Annotated in this window: 14 protein-coding genes, 1 tRNA gene and 1 pseudogene; 12 read left to right on the top strand and 4 right to left on the bottom strand. The window is 60.6% G+C overall.

Annotated elements, in window-relative coordinates:
* Positions 1–245 precede the first annotated feature (245 nt).
* Both AO064_RS12475 and AO064_RS12470 read left to right on the top strand, forming a co-directional pair.
* Entirely contained in the window at positions 246–1244 is a 999-nt protein-coding gene (locus AO064_RS12475) for an NADP-dependent oxidoreductase (protein ID WP_064053486.1), read from the top strand.
* Positions 1245–1304: 60 nt separating this feature from the next.
* A complete protein-coding gene (locus AO064_RS12470) occupies positions 1305–2117 on the top strand; it encodes an oxidoreductase (RefSeq protein WP_064053485.1) in 813 nt (270 codons plus the stop codon).
* A 163-nt stretch (positions 2118–2280) separates the two neighbouring features.
* Here AO064_RS12470 and AO064_RS12465 read toward each other — a convergent pair.
* Positions 2281–2354, bottom strand: a tRNA-Cys gene (locus tag AO064_RS12465).
* Between the two features lie 212 nt (positions 2355–2566).
* Entirely contained in the window at positions 2567–4852 is a 2286-nt protein-coding gene (gene pvdQ / locus AO064_RS12460; RefSeq protein WP_064053484.1) for a bifunctional acylase PvdQ, read from the bottom strand.
* Positions 4853–5089: 237 nt separating this feature from the next.
* On the opposite strand from pvdQ, the gene AO064_RS12455 reads away from it, so the two are divergent.
* A complete protein-coding gene (locus AO064_RS12455) occupies positions 5090–5470 on the top strand; it encodes a hypothetical protein (protein ID WP_012724513.1) in 381 nt (126 codons plus the stop codon).
* Positions 5471–5485: 15 nt separating this feature from the next.
* On the opposite strand, the gene AO064_RS12450 is transcribed toward AO064_RS12455, so the two are convergent.
* Together AO064_RS12450 and AO064_RS12445 are read right to left on the bottom strand one after the other, a co-directional pair.
* Positions 5486–5674, bottom strand: coding sequence for a hypothetical protein (locus tag AO064_RS12450; RefSeq protein ID WP_010210250.1), 189 nt, complete (start codon positions 5672–5674; stop codon positions 5486–5488).
* A gap of 122 nt (positions 5675–5796) precedes the next feature.
* Entirely contained in the window at positions 5797–6723 is a 927-nt protein-coding gene (locus tag AO064_RS12445; RefSeq protein ID WP_064053483.1) for a LysR family transcriptional regulator, read from the bottom strand.
* A 118-nt stretch (positions 6724–6841) separates the two neighbouring features.
* On the opposite strand from AO064_RS12445, the gene AO064_RS12440 reads away from it, so the two are divergent.
* From AO064_RS12440 to glgA, 9 genes and pseudogenes are all read left to right on the top strand, one after another.
* Entirely contained in the window at positions 6842–7837 is a 996-nt protein-coding gene (locus tag AO064_RS12440; RefSeq protein WP_012724515.1) for an aldo/keto reductase, read from the top strand.
* A 292-nt stretch (positions 7838–8129) separates the two neighbouring features.
* Positions 8130–9263, top strand: a pseudogene (locus tag AO064_RS31775) (HAMP domain-containing protein); the annotation flags it as partial.
* A gap of 15 nt (positions 9264–9278) precedes the next feature.
* Entirely contained in the window at positions 9279–10124 is an 846-nt protein-coding gene (locus AO064_RS31770; protein WP_371914036.1) for a methyl-accepting chemotaxis protein, read from the top strand.
* A 90-nt stretch (positions 10125–10214) separates the two neighbouring features.
* A complete protein-coding gene (locus AO064_RS12430; RefSeq protein ID WP_064053481.1) occupies positions 10215–10673 on the top strand; it encodes an SRPBCC family protein in 459 nt (152 codons plus the stop codon).
* Between the two features lie 111 nt (positions 10674–10784).
* A complete protein-coding gene (locus AO064_RS12425; RefSeq protein ID WP_012724518.1) occupies positions 10785–11231 on the top strand; it encodes a DUF411 domain-containing protein in 447 nt (148 codons plus the stop codon).
* The gene (locus AO064_RS12420; RefSeq protein WP_012724519.1) at positions 11228–11671 is read left to right on the top strand and encodes a YqaA family protein; all 444 of its coding nucleotides are present in this window, start codon (positions 11228–11230) and stop codon (positions 11669–11671) included. Before AO064_RS12425 ends, AO064_RS12420 begins: the two co-directional genes overlap by 4 nt.
* Positions 11672–11715: 44 nt before the next feature.
* The gene (locus AO064_RS12415) at positions 11716–12717 is read left to right on the top strand and encodes an alpha/beta fold hydrolase (RefSeq protein ID WP_064053480.1); all 1002 of its coding nucleotides are present in this window, start codon (positions 11716–11718) and stop codon (positions 12715–12717) included.
* 26 nt (positions 12718–12743) lie between these two features.
* Positions 12744–13697, top strand: coding sequence for a D-2-hydroxyacid dehydrogenase family protein (locus AO064_RS12410; RefSeq protein ID WP_064053479.1), 954 nt, complete (start codon positions 12744–12746; stop codon positions 13695–13697).
* Between the two features lie 504 nt (positions 13698–14201).
* Entirely contained in the window at positions 14202–15755 is a 1554-nt protein-coding gene (glgA, locus tag AO064_RS12405) for a glycogen synthase GlgA (RefSeq protein ID WP_080567197.1), read from the top strand.
* Positions 15756–15761 lie beyond the last annotated feature (6 nt).

The raw sequence follows: 15761 nt of genomic DNA, 5'->3' as shown, positions 1-15761 counted from the left end.
GTGGCGAGGGAGCTTGCNTCCCGCTGGGTCGCGAAGCGGCCCCAGCTCTTTGTTTCAAAAGACTGGGACTGCTGCGCAGTCCAGCGGGAGCAAGCTCCCTCCCCACAGGTTACTTTTCGCTCTTGCTGCTTCTTAACTGACTGGCATTAGGCTGCCATGCCCCTTTTTCATACCAAATCTTGACGCGGATCCCTGAATAACTGAGGCGGTCAAGTTCCATTGAACGCCATGAGAGCTGAATCAAAATGAAGGCATTCTCGATCGACCGTTACGGCAAAAAGAATGGACGCATCAGCGAAGTGCCCACCCCTGAAGTGGGCACCCATGACGTGCTCGTTCAGGTGCATGCCACAAGCGTCAACCTGCTCGACGCGAAGATCAGGACGGGCGAATTCAAACTGATCCTGCCGTACTCATTCCCGCTGATATTGGGTAATGACCTGGCGGGGGTGGTGGTCCGCGTCGGGGCCTCCGTGCGGCGCTTCAAGCCGGGTGATGAGGTGTACGCACGCCCTCCTCAGGCGCGCATAGGCACCTTCGCGGAACTGATTGCGGTAGATGAAAACGCACTGGCATTGAAACCTGAAAACCTCAGCATGGAAGAGGCCGCCGCCCTCCCGCTGGTTGCGTTGACGGCCTGGCAAGTGCTGGTTGACAGCGCCAGGCTGAAACAGGGTCAGAAGGTCTTTATCCAGGCGGGCTCCGGCGGCGTTGGCAGCGTCGCCATCCAGCTCGCCAAGCACCTGGGTGCCTTTGTCGCGACCACCACCAGCACGGCTAACGTGGAGTGGGTCAAGGCACTCGGGGCAGACGTCGTGATTGACTACAAGACGCAAAAGTTTGAACAGGTTCTTCAGGATTACGACGTCGTATTAAACAGCCTGGGCGCGGATGAACTGGAAAAATCACTGACCATTCTGAAGCCGGGAGGCCAACTGATATCCATCTCCGGGCCACCGACGCCGGCGTTTGCCCAGGCGCAAAAGTTACCCTGGGTAGTGGGCCTGGTGATGCGTCTGTTGAGCAGCGGTATCCGCAGGAAAGCGCGAAACAAGAAAGTCAGTTATGCGTTCGTATTTATGCGTGCCAGTGGCGCGCAACTGGACAAGATAACGGCGCTGGTTGAGTCCGGCAGTATCAAACCGGTGATCGACCGCACATTTACCTTCGACTCGACCGCCGACGCCTTGAGCTATGTCGAACAAGGAAGATCCAAGGGCAAAGTCATCATTAAAGTCAAATAACTACCCCTCCTCTTCGTCCACGAAAGACGTTTTGATTGAGCCGCACACTTGGAGCAGCAAATGAGTACATCTTCCGAAAGAACTGCGATCGTGACCGGCGCCTCATCGGGCATTGGTCGCGCGACCGCTGAGGCGCTGGTACAGGCGGGATACACCGTGTTCGGCACGAGCCGCAAGGCCACCGACACGCCAACCCAGGTGACCATGCTCGTCTGTGATGTGACCGATGACGACGCTGTCAGCGCCCTCGTTTCCACTGTACTTGCGCGGACCGGGCGGATCGACCTTCTGGTCAACAATGCTGGCGTTGGCCTGCTGGGTGGCGCGGAAGAGTTCTCGATCTCGCAGGTGCAGGCACTGTTCGACGTCAACCTGTTCGGCGTAATCCGCATGACCCATGCGGTATTACCGTCAATGCGGGCAAAGGGCCAGGGACGCATCATCAATATCGGATCGATCTTGGGGTTAGTGCCCGCGCCCTACTCCGCTCATTACTCAGCGGTCAAACACGCGCTCGAGGGCTATTCGGAATCCCTTGATCACGAGGTGCGCGCCTTCAATATCCGAGTCTCGATTATCGAGCCGGCATTCGTAAGAACCGTCTTCGATCAGAACGGCATAGAACCGGACTCACCGCTGAAGGAGTACGACCAGGCGCGCGCCGGGTTCAAGGCGCTGCTGGCCGATGTGATGCCCAACGCCGATCGTCCAGAAGTCGTAGCGACGGTAGTCGTAGAAGCGGCGAGCGATATTCACCCCAAGCTTCGCTACACGGCCGGGAAGGCAGCGAAACAAATCAGCCTGCTGCGCCGCTTCGCTCCCGCCGGGGTGTTTGATAAGAGCTTGCGCAAGCAATTCCGGTTGCCGGTTTGAATCCCGGGTCTCATGACGCGCCTGCGAAACCTGTGTAGTCGAGGCAGCCGACTCTCGTCCTAGTACATTTCGCCCTCCGCCACGGGGCAGGGTTGAGGAAGTGTTTCTCAAATCCCAGGCAATAAAAAACCCCGTAGACCATTGATCTACGGGGCTTTAAGAGTGGAGGCCGAGGTCGGAATCGAACCGGCGTAGGCGGATTTGCAATCCGCTGCATAACCATTTTGCTACTCGGCCTCAAACGATCAATGCCCCAACTGCTGACACTCACCGTATAAAAACTTGAGTGGGCTGTATAACCCTGCCTCTACTCTAACTCATTGAATACATTGAAGTTTTTAATGCTTCGTTGCGTTCGATGGGCGCCATTATGTACGTATTTACCAACGCGTGCAACCCCTTGATTTCAAAAATATTTCGTAATGCCATCAAGGGGTTGCGCGTCTGCCCTACTCCTTGATGCGCAGTTGCTGGTACTGCGGGTCGGCCTTGATTTGGGCTTCGGTGAACGGCAGCGGGCTGAGTTTTTTCTGGGAGAACGCTTGGGTCTGGTCGTTGGAATGCGCGGAGGCAGGGTTCGTGGACTCGGAGAACGCAAGTACGCCTTGGGCATGCGGGCCCTGATCGTCGAAGGTAACGATTTGCAGGTAGCTGCTGCCGCTGACCACTTCGCGCTTGCCGTCGGCGCGGGGCACGGTTTGCATGGCGTTGTAGATCCCCAGTTCCTGCGGGCCACCGTGGATTGGGGTTTGGCCGGAGACTTGGATATCGCCCCATGTGCTGTCGGCAGTCAGGCCCAGTTTTTCGACGTCGGCAGTAGAGGCCAGCATGGCTTCGCGCAGCGCTTTCGCCACGGGTGCGCGGTCGATCGCCAGGCCGCGTGGGGTGGTGAGCGGCTGGGCCGGGTCGAAGGCGACGCGCCAGGCGTCGGGGATTTGCTGCAGCTGTTGCACCAGGTTGATGAAGTGCACCAGGCCCATGCCGCTGTCGAGGTTGGCGCGTTGATCCCAGTTTTTCAGGCTGGAGCACAGGGGTTGCAGAGCGGTGGCGTCGGCGCCGAGGTGCTTGGCGCAGAAATCGAGCAGGTCGGGCATGACTTGGCCGGCCAGGTACACCTCGTTGTCCATCACCATGTTTTGCAGGTCGGTGACGCTGATCGGTTTTTGCAGGGATTGCAGGCGCTGCAGGGCAAAACGCGCGCGCGGGCCAAGGCCGATGTGGTCCTGGCTGATTACCGGGGAGAAGCCCGTGAGCGGCGCCTTCGGGTTGGCCAGCCACGCCGAGTCGTTGGAATGCTGGACGTAGTCGGTGCGTTGCAGTTGCGGCAATTGGTCGGCCGCGAAGATCCCAGGCTGGGCCGCGCGCGGGTCGATGTCCCAGGCGCAGGCGCTGTGTGCACCGTCGAGCAGGATCAGTTGCAGGCCGGCACGCGGGTCGCTGCACTGCGCCAGTTTGGCCGCGCTGACGTTGGGCACCACCGACTGGTTCATGTACAGGCTCTGGCCCTGGTCATCCGCGGCCAGGGTGTTGACCCACGGGATGCCTTGCAGGGTGTGCACCGAGGTTTTCAGTTCATTGAGGCTGGCGGCGCGGTTCATCGCGTACCACTGTTGCAGCACGCGGTCATTGCCCAGGTTGGCGTCGCGCAGGCTGAAGGCGTAGTGGCTGTCCCAGTCGAGCTTGCCCGGCCATTGCACCACCGGGCCGAATGGCGAGCTATAGACGGTGTGCGACTGGTCCTTGAGGCTGCCATCCGCTTGCTTGACCTGTACGTTCACCGTGGTTTTATCCAGCGGCACCGACTTGCCATCAAGCATATAGCGCGTGGGGTCCTTGGGATCCAGGGTCAGGCGGTACAGCGTGAAGTGCTTGGACGTATCCACCGTATGGGTCCACGCCACATGCTGGTTAAAGCCGATATTGATGACCGGCAGGCCCGGCAACGCAGCGCCCATCACATCCAGCTGACCGGGGATGGTCAGGTGCATCTGATAAAAGCGCATGCCGCCTACCCACGGGAAATGCGGGTTCGCCAATAGCATGCCGCGCCCGTTGAACGAGCGGTCACGCCCCACCGCCACCGCGTTACTGCCGCGATCGAAGGCGAAGCGCTGCTGGTTGGCGGCCGCGAGCTCAAAGGCCTTGGCGTTGCTCGTCACAGAGGCTGTCGCTTGAGGTGGCGTCGCGCCGACCAGGGCTTCGGCGAATTGCCCCACGCCACCCTCTACCAGCAACCTACGGGTCAATTTGACCAAATCCTCAGCCACCAATGGCCGCACCCAGGCCGCCTGGCACTGTGCCGGGGCGCCCTGCTCTTTCAGGTAACGGTTGTAGCCGGCCACATAGCCTTCGATACGCTGCTGGATCTGCGGGCTCTGCGCTTTCCAGAACGCGGCGACCGCCTCCGGCGGGTTGAGCCAGTTGAAGAACACATCGCTGGCCAGGTTGTTGCGCTCTTCCAGGGTCGCCTGTTCGGGGCCGAAGAACCGGGCACGCTGGCCATTCACCGTGACGACTTCATTGGCCAGCAGGCACAGGTTGTCCTGGGCGTAAGCGTAGCCAATGCCGAAGCCCAAGCCACGCTCATCATTGGCGCGGATATGCGGCACGCCATAACTGGTACGACGGATATCCGCCGACGCTTGCGTCACCTGCTCCCGCGCCGTGGCAGCCAGGCTCAACCCCAGCAATACCCCGGCCACACACACCCTGGACAACCCATTGGAAATAATCACGCAGACTCCACCGTCAGATTTAACCGCCTCACACGGGGCAATAACCCCACCGTAAGAACGCAAACCACCGGGAATAATTTAGCGTGGAGGGAGCGTTAATCAGGGCCGCGCGGATGTGACAAAACGGATACCGACGAAATTTCTACATCCTTCACTTCATGATTTCGCTCGCTCGTTCGTCTTATTAACTAAGAGCGCTCATTTTTTCCTGATCAGGCTCTGAAAAGGAGTTTTTGCATGTACAACCCGCAAGTGCCCACGGATGGACATTCATCGGCTGCCGAGGCCAGTTTCGGCAGCGGTACACAGGCATTCGGCAAAGTGCCCGAACAGCAAGGCAACCAGCGTATCCGCCATTTGCTCAAGTGTTTTGGCTTGCGCACCAGCCTGATCCGGCTGAAGGTCATCGACGCCCTGCTCACCGCCGCCGACAACCAGCGCACCCTGGGTGTGCGCGGCGTACACAGCCATTTATTGGAGCTGGGTATCCCGCTGTCGTTTCTCAGCGTGCGCGAGGTGCTTAAGCGTCTGTGCAGCGAGGGCGTGATCACCCTCAATGCGGATAAAAGCTACAGCCTCCATGAAGAGGCTGCCAAGGTACTCGAAGGTCGCGCCTGATGGGCGCCCTTTCGCTTAGAGCTTGACCTTGCGGCGCATGATGCCGTTGATCACCACCACGACCACTGCGACGGCAATGGCGATGGTCTGGAATGTCTTCTCGCTGATAACCCCGGTGTTCTGCAAATAGGACAGGCCAAACATCGTCGCCAGTACGGCCAGGGCAATCAGAATCGAGTACTTCAAACGCTGCTTTTGTGTCATGACGGGTTCCTGAACTTGAAGAATAGAGCCGGTGTGAATCGCCGGACCTGCGCGGCAGATAAGCGCCAGCACGTCAGGCAGGCGCTTATGGTACAGGCGATGAAAAACTTTGGCTCGACCAATCAGCCCGCATCCACCTCACGCCGTAACCCGGTGCCGGGCTGGGCGCAAAGTGCTACCAGCCAATCCACAAACACCCGTACCCGCTGGGACAATTGGCGATGCGGCGGGTACAACGCCGACAGTGCCATGGTTGGCACCTTCACCTGGGGTAATACTTCCACTAAAGATCCCTCGGCCAATTGACGCATCGCGTGATAATGCGGCGCCTGGATCAAGCCGAACCCGGCCTCACACGCGGCGAAATAGCCGTCGGAACTGTTCACCGCCAAGCCCTTCGACAGGTTCAACGTGTGCAAGTGGCCGCCGACCTGGAACTCCAGGCCAAACCGTTTGCCACTCGCGCTGGAGACGTACTCGACCATCTGATGGTTGGCCAGGTCATCAAGCGACGCGGGCACTCCCCTGCGCGCCAGATACTCCGGACTCGCCAGGGTCAGTTGATCCATCATCGCCAACGGCCGCGCCACCAGCGACTCGTCCAGCGCAAGGCCGCCACGCAGTACGCAATCCACACCCTCACGGATCAGGTTCACCGGGCGGTCGTTAAGGCCGACCTCCAGTTCGATCTGCGGGTAGCGCGCGGTGAACGCGGGCAACGCAGGGATCACGATCAACCTTCCGATTCCCGAGGGCATGTCCACGCTCAACGTGCCGCGTGGGTTCTGTCGCCGGGTGGAAAAGACCGCCTCGGTTTCTTCCAGGTCGGTCAGCAGTTGCACGCAACGTTGGTAATACGCCGCACCGTCCAGCGTCGGGCTGACTTGCCGCGTGGTGCGTTGCAACAGTTGCACGCCCAAGTGCGCTTCCAGCTGCTTGATCAGCACGGTCACCGACGCGCGCGGCAGTTGCAGGCTGTCGGCGGCCTTGGCGAAGCCACGCAGTTCGACGATGCGTGTGAACACGCGCATTGCGTTGAAACGGTCCAAAGGCAGCTCCTCGAACTGATTATTCAGATAATACGAATAGTGATAGTGCTTTTAGCCGGTTTATCCCGATTTTGTCGAGCGTGACAATGCAGCCCTTCCCACCCAAGGCGCTGAAACCATGCACACACGTCAACTCGGAACAAACGGCCCGCTCGTCTCCGCCATCGGCCTCGGCTGCATGGGCATGAGCGATTTCTACACACCCGGCAGCGACACCCGCGAAGCCACCGCGACCCTGCACCGTGCGCTGGAGTTGGGCATCAACTTTCTCGACACCGCCGACATCTACGGCCCGCACACCAATGAACAACTGATTGGCCAAGCCATCGCCGGCAAACGTGACCAGGTGTTCCTGGCCAGCAAGTTCGGGATTGTGCGCGACCCGGCACACCCGGCGCAGCGTGGCGTGAACGGCCGCCCCGACTACATCCGCGAGGCTATCAACGGCACGCTGCGGCGCCTGGGCGTGGAGACCCTCGATCTGTATTACCAGCACCGTATCGACCCGGACGTCGCCATCGAAGAAACCGTCGGTGCCATGGCCGAGTTGGTCCAGCAGGGCAAAGTGCGCTACCTGGGCTTGAGCGAAGCCTCTGCCGCGACGCTTGAACGCGCGCATAAGGTGCACCCGATCAGCGCGTTGCAAAGCGAGTACTCGCTGTGGAGCCGCGACCAGGAACACAACGGCTGCCTCGCCGCCTGCCGGCGCCTGGGCATCGCGTTCGTGCCCTACAGCCCGCTGGGCCGTGGTTTTCTAACCGGTGCGCTGAAAAGCCCGGATGACTTCGGTGCCGATGACTACCGTCGGTTCAGCCCGCGCTTTCAGGGTGAGAACTTTGGCAAAAATCTCGAACTGGTAAAGCAGGTACAAACGCTGGCAGCCGACAAAGGCGTGAGCGCCGGACAACTCGCGCTGGCCTGGGTGTTGGCGCAGGGTGACTTCATCATTCCGATCCCCGGCACCAAGCAGCGCAGGTATCTGGAAGAAAACGCGGCGGCGGTGTCGATCAGCCTCAGCCAGGCAGAGCTCGCGGCACTGGAGGCGATCTTCCCCATCGAGGCAACCGCCGGCTTGCGTTACCCCGAGGCAGTAATGGCCATGCTGGATATCTGAATAAAATGCCAGTCAGTTAAGGGTGAGCACCGTACCTGTGGCGAGGGAGCTTGCTCCCGCCGGACTGCGCAGCAGTCCCATTTTTGGGGCCGCTTCGCGACCCAGCGGGAGCAAGCTCCCTCGCCACGGGTGACTTTTCGCTCTTGCTGCTTCTTAACTGACTGGCATTACACTCACCCGGCGCTCTTTTTTCTTGCACGACCGTACCTAAAGCTCCGCCTTCCCAAGCCGATAGCCCTACGAAGCTCTAACAAAGCCGCGTCGACAATAAACGCTTCGTAAGGACGACCTCATGCCCCCACTGCGCTCTATCCAAGCCCGCTATACCCTGTTCCTGGTGCTGTTCGTCCTGGTGTTATTTGTGTTGACCGTGGTGGGCATCGGCCAGCTGGTCGCGCCCACGCTGCGACAGACAGAAGAACAGGTGGTGCTCAACCGCATCGCCGAGGTCGCCGAGCAGATTCAGGGCGAACTGAACAAGGTTCAGTCCCAACAACGCACCATCACCCAGACCATCCCATTGCTCGACAGCGATGCCATCGACAAAGTCCTGCCGGGCCTGGTCGACCAGTATGGCGAGCTGAAAGTCTTCGGGGGCGGGATCTGGCCGTTGCCCAACCAGCGCACACCGGGGCGTAACAAACACAGCACGTTCTGGCACCGAGATGCCTCGGGCAAGCTGGCGGTGAATACGTTCTGGAACAGCGACCCCGCGCCCAACTATTACGACCAGAGCTGGTACAAAGGCGGCTTGGCCTCGCCGCGCGGTCAATGTGCCTGGGCGGCCGCCTACAAGGACGACGCCAGCCAGGAGCCGCGCACCAACTGCGCCATGGCCATCCAGCGCGACGGCGTGCCTTATGGTGTCGCGACCATCGACGTGACCCTGGGCTTCTTCAATGACCTGGTGGCCAGCAAAGAGAAAGACATCGGCGGGCAAATGCTGATCGTCGAAGGTGACGGCAAGATCATCAGCAACAGCACCCGCATCAGCGGTCCGGTGGTGCTGAAGAACATCAGCGAACTCACCGGCACTTCGGCGTTTGCGGCCCAGGTCAGCAAAGCCCTGGCCCACCGCGACCAAGCGCTGCAACGCAACGAGTTCGACAACCAGGGCGTGGCCAGCACTTTTTACATGCGCCCTATCGGTGGCACGCCATGGTTCCTCGCCACCGCCCTGCCCACCTCACTGATTACCGCCCAGCGTGATGACGTGCTGGGCACCCTGGCCTTGCTGCAAATCCCTATGGTCCTGCTGCTGGTGCTGCTCGCCGCGTATGCGATCCGCCAACTGGTGCAGCGCATGAAGTCGCTGAAAACCAATATCGACGCACTGTCCACCGGCGATGCCGACCTGACCCGACGCATCACCATCCGTGCCGAAGACGAATTGGGCGCCATCGGCCACTCGGTGAACCGCTTTATTGTCTACCTGCAGAACATGATCGGCGAAGTCACCCAAGCCACCGGCGCTATGTCGTCAAGCCTTGAGCAGCTGCAGCGGACGTCGGCGCACACCAACCAGATCCTGGTACGGCATGCCTCGGAAACCGACCAGACCGTCACCGCCATCACCGAAATGAGCTCCACCGCCGACACCGTTGCGCAAAACGCCGCCGAAACCGCAGCGTTCACCCAGCGCGCCAACGAACACGCCGACCGTTCCCGCGTGGTCGTCGGTGAAGCCTCCAACAGTGTCAGCGCGTTGATCGGCGAAGTGTCCAGTGCGACCCACAGCGTGGAAAACATGCGCCAGGATGCCGCGCGCATCACCGAAACCCTCGGCGTGATCGGCGCAATCGCCGGCCAGACCAACCTGCTCGCCCTCAACGCCGCGATTGAAGCGGCGCGTGCCGGTGAGCAAGGCCGTGGTTTTGCGGTGGTGGCCGATGAAGTCCGCGCGCTGGCCGCACGCACGCAGGCCAGCACGTCGCAGATCAACGAAATGCTCACCCGCCTGACGGCGGGCGTGAGTTCTTCGGTCGCCGCGATGGAAAACACCCAGGCCAGCTGCCAGTCGGCCGCGGATGCCACGGCGCGGGTGAACACCGGGTTGGATGAAATGGCCGGCTCGGTCAGCCACATCAATAACCTCAGCACCCAGATCGCCACGGCCGCCGAGCAGCAAAGCGCGGTGACCGAGGAGATCAACCGCAGCATGGTGCAGATCCGACAAATGGTCGAAGAGTTGGTGCAGAGCGGCCATGCCACTGAAACCAATACTCAAAGCCTGCTGGACGCGAATGGTCGGGTGATTGCGTTGATGGGTCGATTCAAGGTGCAGTGATAAACGGCTGAAACACTCCCGTGCAATGTGCGGGAGTGGGACTATTCTGACAGTTCAAGGTGATTACTACTGCCACACAGGAGGTGTGCCATGCGCGCAGCCGAGCAGTCGGTCCGCTTGGAGCGGATCAGTCAGGAACGCTTTATCCAGGCCCCCATCGACGCCGTTTATGACTACGTGACCCAACCGGATCGCTGGCACGAATGGCACCCCACCTCCCTCAGCGCCGATACGGGCACCACCGGTTCTCTCCCGCCCGGCGCACGTTTCACCGAGTTCATCGATTTGCTGGGTGTGCGGGTGCCCTTGAGTTACCGCGTGCAGATCGCGCGGCGCCCCGGCGAATTCAAGACCGTGTTCACTTCCCTGGCCGTCGACGGCTCGATTCACTACTTCCTGTTGCCCCATCAAGGCGGCACGCTGTTCAAACGTGTATTGACCTATGAAACCGAATTGCAATTGGCCACCTTGCATGAACGCATGATTGAACTGTCGGCAGTGGCCCTCGGCCAGCTCAAACATCGCCTGGAAAACCCACCTCTCGTATAATTTGGAAACATTACCGCCACACACACCCCTCGGTGGAAGCTGGCTTGCCTGCGCTGACGTCGTCATGATCGCCTGCATCCTGACGATGTTCACCGACCGACGAGCCCCACCATGAAAACCCGATTGCGATTGGCCCTGCTTTCAACCCTCTTCACCGCCACCCTGGCCCAGGCTGCCGACCTGATCCCCATTGACGTGCACCGCGACGCCAACTGCGGTTGCTGCAAAAAATGGATCAGCCACCTGGAAAGCAACGGTTTCAAGGTCAATGACCACGTCGAAACCGACATGAGTGCGGTCAAACAACGCCTGGGCGTGGCGCCGCGCCTGGGCTCCTGCCATACCGCCGTGATCGACGGAAAATTCGTCGAAGGCCATGTGCCTGCCGAACAGGTGCTGGCCTTGCGCAAACGCAACGACCTGCTGGGCGTCGCCGCGCCGGGCATGCCCATGGGCTCGCCCGGCATGGAGGTGGAAGGCCGCAGCGAGGCCTATCAAGTCATCGGCCTGACCCGTGAAGGCAAAGATGTGGTGGTGGCGCAATACCCGGCACAATGATTGCGGGCTACCTGGGGTTATTTTTCGCGGCGTTTGGCGCCGCGACATTATTACCCCTGCAATCGGAAGCGGTATTGGTCGGCCTGCTCCTCAGCGGCCATTACAGCCTCTGGCTGTTGCTGGGCATTGCCACGTTGGGCAATGTGCTGGGCTCAGTGGTGAACTGGTGGCTGGGCCGCTGGGTGGAGCACTTCAAGCAACGGCGCTGGTTTCCCATCAACGACAAGCAACTGGAAAAAGCCCGCAACCATTACGAGCGCTGGGGGCATTGGACGTTGCTGCTCAGTTGGCTGCCGATCATTGGCGACCCGCTGACACTGGTGGCCGGGGTGATGCGCGAGCCACTGTGGCGATTCCTGCTACTGGTGACCCTGGCCAAAGGCCTGCGTTATGGCGTGCTCGCGGCGATCACCTTGCAGTGGGTGTTAATCCCCACTTAATCGTCTCGCAACAGCATCTGAATACCCTTCTCGGAGCCCAGCCAATGCCTCTGATCCGCGCTTTTTGTATCGCCGGCCTGCTCACAGCCACTGCCGCCCCGGTGTTCGCCGCGACCTACGGTCCCGAACTGCAAGGCTTCGAATACCCCTATCCGCTCACGCATTTCGCGTTTCAATCCCAGGGCAAGTCCTTGCAAATGGGCTATATGGACGTCCCCGCCAAAGGTCAGGCCAACGGTCGCAGCGTGGTGCTGATGCACGGCAAGAACTTCTGCGGCGCCACCTGGGAAGGTTCGATCAAGGCCTTGAGCGACGCCGGCTACCGGGTGATCGCGCCGGACCAGATCGGATTCTGCAGTTCCAGCAAGCCCGATCATTACCAGTACAGCTTCCAGCAACTGGCGCTTAACACCCACCAACTGCTGGAAAAGCTCGGTATTCAAAAGGCCACCCTCCTCGGCCATTCCACCGGCGGCATGCTCGCCACGCGCTACGCCCTCATGTACCCCGAGCAAACCGAACAGCTGGCGATGGTCAACCCGATCGGCCTGGAGGACTGGAAAGCGTTGGGCGTGCCCTCGCTCAGCGTTGACCAGTGGTATGAGCGGGAGCTGAAGGTCAGCGCCGAAGGCATTCGCAACTACCAACTCAACACCTATTATGTCGGGCGCTGGAAGCCGGAGTACGAGCGGTGGGTGGACATGTACGCCGGCCTGAGCAACGGCCCCGGGCATACGCAGGTGGCATGGAACTCGGCGTTGATTTACGACATGATCTTCACCCAGCCGGTGTACTACGAGTTCAAGGACCTGCAGATGCCCACGCTGCTGCTGATCGGCACGTCGGACAACACCGCCATCGGCAAAGACATCGCGCCGCCGGCGGTCAAGGCCACGCTTGGCGACTATGCCGTGCTGGGCAAGCAAGCGGCCAAGCTGATCCCCCATGCAACCCTGGTGGAATTCCCGGGCCTTGGGCACGCACCGCAAATGGAAGAACCCGCCCAGTTTCACAAAGCACTGTTGCAGGGCCTTAACGCCCTTTAGTCCAACCTTTTTCGAGGCACTCGTGGATGTCGGTACAGATCGCGGTCATTGATGATTGGCAGAATGTGGCCAGTGGCGTGGTGGATTGGTCGGTCCTTGCGGCCGTGGGCCAGGTGCATTTCCTGCACGATTACCCGGCGGATACCGCCGCCATGATCGAGCGCTTGCAGGGCTTCGAGGTCATTTGTGTGATGCGTGAGCGTTCTACCTTCGACAAAGCCCTGCTGCAAGGCCTGCCCGCGCTTAAATTGCTGGTGACCGGCGGCATGCGCAACGCCGCGATCGACATTCCCGCGGCCAAGGCCTTGGGTATCCAGGTCTGTGGCACCGACAGCTATAAACACGCGGCGCCGGAATTGACCTGGGCGTTGATCATGGCTTCCACGCGTGACCTGGTGGCTGAGGCCCATTCGCTGCGCGCCGGCCACTGGCAGATCGGCCTGGGCGGCGATCTGTATGGCAAGACCCTGGGGATTCTCGGGCTGGGCAGTATCGGCCAGAAAGTCGCGCAGTTTGCCCAGGTGTTCGGCATGCGTGTCATTGCCTGGAGTGAAAACCTCACCCCGGAACGGGCCGCCGAGTCAGGCGTGACGTGGGTCAGCAAGCAAGCCTTGTTCGAACAGGCGGACATTCTCACCGTGCACCTGGTGCTCAGTGACCGCACCCGTGGCTTGGTGGACGCGCAAGCGCTGGGCTGGATGAAGCCCAGCGCACGCCTGGTCAACACCGCGCGGGGGCCGATCGTGGATGAGCAGGCGCTGGTGCAGGCCCTCGAAAGCGGCCGCCTGGCCGGTGCGGCGCTGGACGTGTATGCCCAAGAGCCGCTGCCCGCGGATCATCCCTTCCGCCGCTTGCCAAAGGTACTGGCCACCCCGCACGTGGGCTACGTGAGCGAGCAGAATTACCGGCAGTTCTACTCGCAAATGATCGAAGACATTCAAGCCTGGGCGAACGGCGCGCCCATTCGCACGCTCGGCTAACGCACCAATGTAGTGAGTGGGCTTGCCCCACGCTGGGGCGCGAAGCGGCCCCAAAACCAAACACCTCGGTGGCACTCATTGCACCGGGTACGCCCTATAAGGAGCCCTTCGCACTCCAGCGCGGGACAAGCCCGCTCACTACAGACCCCTTCCCCAATACCAGGGCATAACGTTAAAAGTATTTTGTCCTACAAAATCTTCTCGAAAACCCTACAGGCTCTAGGATATGTCCTAGACTGATGACCGATGGGTCCGTTTCAAAACAAAAGCCCCGCGAAAAAATCGAAACTTTACAACTCTGCCATAGGTCAGGTTTAGGGTAAGGCGCGCACATGCGGTTCATACCAGATGCCGTCTATCCATTCTTTTTGAGCTAACCGTGCAACTGGCATACGCCTTGCCCCAACTATTCAAAGGGCGTTATGCGCTTGCGCCTGGCCGCAGGATGCGGTCATCGGAGCTAGTGGCAGCGGGCCATTAGCCGACCAACACGTGGAGAGAACTATGATCAGTGCCGCTGCAAGTATTCAGGGAGAGCGTGTTAGTCAGCCAGTTGGCGGGTCGACCTCTTTGGTTGACCTCAACACGGTGCGGCCGGTCCCGAGTCACAATCCCAATCGCAAGAAAGTGCTGTTTGTCACCTCTGAATTCGCCGATCTGGTGAAAACCGGCGGCCTGGGCGATGTGTCCGCTGCGCTGCCCCGCGCCATGGCTCACCTGCACGATGTGCGGGTGCTGATCCCTGGCTATCCGCAGGTGATGGAGAGCGACAACCCGATCCATATCATCGGTGAGCTGGGCGGCCACGCTGCGCTGCCGCCGTGCAAGATCGGGCGGATGGACCTCAAGGACGGCCTGGTCATCTATGTACTGATCTGCCCCGAACTCTACGAGCGTGAAGGTACGCCCTACGGCGCCAACAACGGCCGCGACTGGCCGGACAACCATATTCGTTTCGCACGCCTGGGCCTGGCCGCCGCCGACATGGCCGCGAACTTGGCGCAGATCCACTGGTGCCCGGACCTGGTGCACGCCCACGACTGGCCCGCTGGCCTGGCGCCGGCCTATATGCACTGGCGTGGGTCACGCACCCCGACCCTGTTCACCATCCATAACCTGGCGTATCAGGGCGTCGTCAGCCTGGCCTCCACGCCGGAGCTGGGCATTCCACCCCACGCCTTACAACAGGAAGGCATGGAGTTCTACGGCAAGATGTCGTTTCTCAAGGCCGGCATGGCGTATTCCAGCCATATCACCACCGTGAGCGCCACCTACGCCCAGGAAATCACCACGCCTGAATTCGGCTGCGGGCTGGATGGCTTTTTGGCCAGCAAGACCCAGCAAGGCTTGCTCAGCGGCATCCCCAACGGCATCGAAGACAGCTGGGAAACCTCCACCGACCCCCACCTGACGCACAACTTCAATATTGGCGATTGGGAAGGCAAGGCGGTGAACGCCGCGCAGGTGCGCAACCTGTTCGGCCTCCACGACTCGACAGGGCCGCTGTTCGCCGTGGTCTCGCGCCTGGTCTTCCAGAAAGGCCTGGACCTTACCGAAGCCGTTGCCAGCTTTATCGTCGAACAAGGCGGCCAGATCGCGATTATCGGCCGGGGTGAGCCTGAAGAAGAAAACGCCATGCGTGAACTGGCATTGCGCTTTCCGGGCCAGATCGGCGTGCGCATCGGCTTCAACGAGACCGACGCCCGGCGCATGTTCGCCGGCAGCGATTTCCTGCTGATGCCGTCGCGTTACGAGCCCTGCGGCCTGAGCCAAATGTACGCCCAGCGCTTCGGTTCGCTGCCCGTCGCACGTAACACCGGTGGCTTGGCTGACACCATTGAAAACGGTGTCACCGGCTTCCTGTTCAATGAGTCCACGGTCGACAGCTACAAAGAAGCCTTGAGCCGCGCGTTCAAGGTGTTTGCCTTCCCTGGCTTGCTCAACGCCATGCGCTGCCGGGCGATGACCCAACCGTTCAACTGGAGCCAGGCGGTGGAACCCTACGCCGAACTGTATGAGCAACTGGTGGCTAAAGCACTGGGGAAATCCGCTAAATAATCAAAG

Source organism: Pseudomonas marginalis (assembly GCF_001645105.1).
GTDB lineage: Bacteria > Pseudomonadota > Gammaproteobacteria > Pseudomonadales > Pseudomonadaceae > Aquipseudomonas > Aquipseudomonas petroselini.
The sequence above is the reverse complement of the archived record's forward strand: the minus strand, read 5'-3'. Positions and strand labels throughout refer to the sequence as shown.

Bases quoted from the DNA above. Each gene is read 5' to 3' on its own strand.
- AO064_RS12475 (WP_064053486.1), top strand. From the start codon at position 246: ATGAAGGCATTCTCGATCGACCGTTACGGCAAAAAGAATGGACGCATC.
- AO064_RS12470 (WP_064053485.1), top strand. From the start codon at position 1,305: ATGAGTACATCTTCCGAAAGAACTGCGATCGTGACCGGCGCCTCATCG.
- AO064_RS12455 (WP_012724513.1), top strand. From the start codon at position 5,090: ATGTACAACCCGCAAGTGCCCACGGATGGACATTCATCGGCTGCCGAG.
- AO064_RS12450 (WP_010210250.1), bottom strand. From the start codon at position 5,674: ATGACACAAAAGCAGCGTTTGAAGTACTCGATTCTGATTGCCCTGGCC.
- AO064_RS12440 (WP_012724515.1), top strand. From the start codon at position 6,842: ATGCACACACGTCAACTCGGAACAAACGGCCCGCTCGTCTCCGCCATC.
- AO064_RS31770 (WP_371914036.1), top strand. From the start codon at position 9,279: ATGATCGGCGAAGTCACCCAAGCCACCGGCGCTATGTCGTCAAGCCTT.
- AO064_RS12430 (WP_064053481.1), top strand. From the start codon at position 10,215: ATGCGCGCAGCCGAGCAGTCGGTCCGCTTGGAGCGGATCAGTCAGGAA.
- AO064_RS12425 (WP_012724518.1), top strand. From the start codon at position 10,785: ATGAAAACCCGATTGCGATTGGCCCTGCTTTCAACCCTCTTCACCGCC.
- AO064_RS12420 (WP_012724519.1), top strand. From the start codon at position 11,228: ATGATTGCGGGCTACCTGGGGTTATTTTTCGCGGCGTTTGGCGCCGCG.
- AO064_RS12415 (WP_064053480.1), top strand. From the start codon at position 11,716: ATGCCTCTGATCCGCGCTTTTTGTATCGCCGGCCTGCTCACAGCCACT.
- AO064_RS12410 (WP_064053479.1), top strand. From the start codon at position 12,744: ATGTCGGTACAGATCGCGGTCATTGATGATTGGCAGAATGTGGCCAGT.
- glgA (WP_080567197.1), top strand. From the start codon at position 14,202: ATGATCAGTGCCGCTGCAAGTATTCAGGGAGAGCGTGTTAGTCAGCCA.